At 57.7% G+C, this 3,943-nt stretch carries 5 protein-coding genes; 1 reads left to right on the top strand and 4 read right to left on the bottom strand.

The features are described 5' to 3' along the window. The 4 genes from NW843_RS08725 to minC all read right to left on the bottom strand — a co-directional run. A partial coding sequence (locus NW843_RS08725) for a cation:proton antiporter (protein ID WP_414522693.1) occupies positions 1 to 1,095 on the bottom strand: 1,095 nt, incomplete at its 3' end. Positions 1,096 to 1,495: 400 nt separating this feature from the next. Continuing rightward, positions 1,496 to 1,798: a cell division topological specificity factor MinE gene (gene minE, locus NW843_RS08720; RefSeq protein WP_414412932.1), complete on the bottom strand. Its 303-nt coding sequence runs from the start codon at positions 1,796 to 1,798 to the stop codon at positions 1,496 to 1,498. A gap of 89 nt (positions 1,799 to 1,887) precedes the next feature. Beyond that, positions 1,888 to 2,694, bottom strand: coding sequence for a septum site-determining protein MinD (gene minD, locus NW843_RS08715; RefSeq protein WP_414343874.1), 807 nt, complete (start codon positions 2,692 to 2,694; stop codon positions 1,888 to 1,890). After that, positions 2,691 to 3,425, bottom strand: a complete 735-nt coding sequence (gene minC, locus NW843_RS08710; protein ID WP_414522692.1) for a septum site-determining protein MinC — start codon at positions 3,423 to 3,425, stop codon at positions 2,691 to 2,693. Before minC ends, minD begins: the two co-directional genes overlap by 4 nt. Before the next feature lie 172 nt (positions 3,426 to 3,597). Between minC and NW843_RS08705 the strand changes: the two genes are divergently transcribed. Further along, the gene (locus tag NW843_RS08705; RefSeq protein WP_414343871.1) at positions 3,598 to 3,903 is read left to right on the top strand and encodes a hypothetical protein; all 306 of its coding nucleotides are present in this window, start codon (positions 3,598 to 3,600) and stop codon (positions 3,901 to 3,903) included. The last annotated feature ends 40 nt before the right edge of the window (positions 3,904 to 3,943 follow it).

Below are 3,943 nucleotides of genomic sequence, written 5' to 3'. Positions count from 1 at the left end.
CCCCCCAGTAATGCCCCGTTCTGTCAGCAGAATGGCAAACAAGGAGGCCACCGAAGCCGCCACAATGCCCCGAGGAGCCAGCCAAGCCACAAACAGCTTCTGCCGCCAATTCAGGTCGCTGCGCCAGGTACACAGCCACACACTCAAGGGGCGGATGACCAGCATCAAGCACAGCACTGTGGCCAGGGATCCCCAGCCCAGGGCAAACACCGCCTTGAGGGAGAGCGTGGCGGTAAGCAAAATAAAGATCACCGAGATGGCCAACACCACCAACTGGCCGTGAAACTGCCGCACACCCCGCTCGGCAATGGCCGCCTTCTGCCGCACCACCAGGCCCGCCATCACCACCGCCATCAGCCCCGCCTCCGATCGCAGCGACTGGGCCAAGGCAAACACCCCCAGGGCCCCCGCCAGCACCACCGAGTTGCGCAGCTCCTCGGTTAAAAACTGCCGCGACCAAAGCAGGAAGGATCCCATCAGCCAGCCCCCCAGCGCTCCCACCGCCGACCCGATGGCCAGACGGCTGGACAACTGTTCTAGGGCCATGAGAAAACTGGGATGGCCAGAGAGCACCACCTGCAGCACCACCACCGCCAAAATGGCTCCGATGGGATCGATGAGCACCCCTTCTCCCTCCAGGAGGGTGCTGACTGCCGAATCGACTCGTACCCGCTTCAGGATAGGGTTGATCACCGTCGGCCCCGTCACCACCACCAGGGATCCAAACAAAAAAGCCAGCCGCCAGGGAAACTCCCCCAGATAGTGAGCTGCTGCCGCTCCCCCCACCAAGGTCAGCAGGGATCCCAACAAAACCAAGTTGCGCAGGCTATCGGATACCTGATTGAGACGTTGCAGCCGCAGGTTCAGTCCCCCCTCAAACAAGATCAGGGCCACCGCCAACGACACCAGCGCTTCCAGCCCGGATCCCATGACTTGGGGATGAACCCAGCCCAAACCATCTGGCCCCAGCAACAGGCCAAACAGCAGCAGGAATACAATGCTGGGCACTTTGACAAAATTGGCCAGCACCTGAGCAGCGATCCCAGCCACCAGGGCTAGCGTAAACAGGATCGTCAGCTCAAATGAATCTTGCATATTAAGGCTTAACCGAACGCAATAGCGGGACGGAGCCCTTACCTTTCCAGCTACTGAACGCCAACCCTCTCATTGTTTCCATCGTTTTGTTTCCATCGTTAACGTCGTTATTACTCCGCAACGCTAACGCCAATACAGACTGCTGGAAAGTCTCCAATCGTCAAGGTGGCTCTGCCCATCACGTCAGCAGTTCATGAGCTCGAACATGCAGAGTTAACATTTAGTTAACCTCTGTGTGCTGGCTCCATAAAGTTGCAAAAGCTACACCCAGCTCCACTCTTTCTACAGTACACACGACTTACCTCAACGTATCACAGAGCGGGCTTGACGACCACTCTGGCGTTGGGCAGCTCTGTTGGGAATTGAAAGCAAATCGACATGCTGCCAAAAATCTCCCCTTCTAGGCTTTCTCGCCTTCCGGGTGGCTGAGACCCGTCTCTAAGGGCTTAACGCGACGGATGGGCAGATTGGCAATGAGAGCAGTCGTTCCCCCTTCCGTAGCCAAATGAAACTGCATCCCCTCTGAATCCAGCTCCACATAGCGCGACACCACCCCCAAAATCTCTAGGCGCATCGATTCCAGTGCCGCTGGGGTGAGATCAGCGCGGTCATGGGCCAAGATCAGCTTTAACCGTTGCTTGGCTTGCTGGCGGCTGTTGCCGGAGTGCCGAGAAAAAAGCTGATCCAAAAAATCGAGGAGCATAGGTTTTGTTGGCTTTGTTACTCAGTTGTAAACAGGTCAAAATTGCCATTCCAATCTGGATAAAGTGGGGAAAAACGACAAAACAGTTGTCAGAGCACCTTTTGGTTTAAAAACCGTTTGGCCCGCTCCCAAAAGGACTCGCTCAAGCTGGCCAGCTTGGGAAACTCCACCGCTTCCCCTTCTAGCCGTCGGGCAATGCGCTGGATGGCCTGAGCAGCCAGAGTTGGATTGGCGGAGAGAACCAGGGGCTCCCCTTTGTTGGTGGAGACGATCACCTCGCGGTCTTCTGGAATAATACCCACCAACGGGATGGCCAGCACCTCCACCACATCTTCCACCGACATCATCTGGCCGGCTGCCACCATGTCCGGGCGCAGGCGGTTGACAATGAGCTGAGTCGATGAAATCTGTGCAGCTTCCAACAAGCCCACCACGCGATCTGCATCCCGCACCGCTGCCACTTCTGGGGTGGTGATGATGATGGCCTCGTTGGCCCCGGCAATGGCATTGCGAAACCCTTGTTCGATCCCAGCAGGACAATCGATCAGCACATAGTCATGGCTGCTGGCCAGCTTCTCGATCAACTGGCGCATCTGATCCGGATGCACCGCCGTTTTGTTGCGGGTTTGGGCTGCCGGCAACAGCGAGAGATGGGGGGTGCGCTTGTCTTTCACCAAAGCCTGCTCGAGGCGGCACTCCCCGGCAATCACCTCTAGGGCCGTGTACACCACCCGATTCTCCAGCCCCAGCAGCAAATCCAGGTTGCGCAGGCCAAAGTCTGCATCCACCACCACCACCGAGCGACCCAAGCGCGCCAAGGCAGTGCCCAGGTTGGCCGTCACGGTGGTTTTGCCGACTCCACCTTTACCAGAGGTTATGACAATGACTCGGCTCATACTCCTCTCCGCAGAAAATCCTGAAGGCTGGCGACGCAGATGACATCCTCCTGCAGGTAAACCACTTCAGGGGTGTTGGGCAGGGATCCACCTTCTGGCGGACGGGCCACTTGATCGGCAATGCGCAACTGAGTGGGCTCCAACTGCAAAGCCAAAATTACAGCTCCCTTGTCGCCGTCGGCCCCCGCGTGAACCAGGCCCCGCAAGCGTCCCCAAACCCAAATATCTCCTCCAGCAATGATCTCGCCGCCGGGGTTGAGATCCCCTAACAGGAATACCGAGCCCCTGTGACGCACGGACATGCCAGAGCGCACCGTCGAACGTAGGTACAGAGGTGTGGTGTCTGGGGGAGCAGGGGGAACTGCCTCCAAAAGGGAAGATTGCTCCACAGAATACCCCAACGTCGCTGCTGCGATGGCTGTCGAGCGGGATCGGGTTTGGACGCACCACAGTTGCAGTCCATGCTGGGACAATAGGGTAGCAAGAACTTGTAAGGTAGACACATCCAACTCTCGCTGTTGGCTCCAGAGGGTGAGGGGAGCGACTCCGGCCCAGTAGGGTTTGCGGCTGCGCAACTGCCAAACCAGGTTTTCCCAAAGCTCTTCCCAAGGTAAGGTGCTGGGCAAGTGCAGATGAATCCCTTGTGCATCCGACCGAAAGTAAACGCTGCCCGTGGCCCAGGAGTCTGGAGATGGGGAGATTTCAGGGTTCCATGTAGGGGATCCCGTCATGACCGCCCTTAAACGTCTGCCTGAATATAGAGCCCTATCCTATTCCATTCCCCCAAGCCAGGGGAAACTCTCTCGGCGGTTGCCCTTGATAGCAAAGCGGTTTCGCTTGGGTGGCAGGACAATCTTGCTTCGGGATCGCTAACTTGAGGGTACTTGATGGAGCCAATTCCTGATGTTGAAACCTCGCCACACCCTCAGGCTGCTCGCGCCAGCAGGACAGGATCCTCTCCTCTCCAAGGGGTGGAGTTCTCGCGCGGTGAGACCGGTCGCCATTGCCCTACTCAGCATTCTTGCGGCATCTGGGATGGGATCCCCTGCCCATGCCCAAGATCTGGGCCGTTTGCTGATTCATGGCCTTCAGTGGCTGCAGGTGAGCCAGTTGAACGATGCCCAAGAGGTGAGCTTAGGCCGCCAGATCGATCGACAAGTAAACTACCCGACTCTGACCGCTAAGCGGTACAGGGCGGGCTTTCAGTAGCCCTGCAGTTGGCAAGCCAACCACGGACCTCTAGGCTGGT

The organism is Synechococcus sp. R5-12, from assembly GCF_047502655.1.
Lineage (GTDB): Bacteria > Cyanobacteriota > Cyanobacteriia > Thermostichales > Thermostichaceae > Thermostichus.
This window is presented reverse-complemented; position numbering and strand designations above follow the sequence as displayed.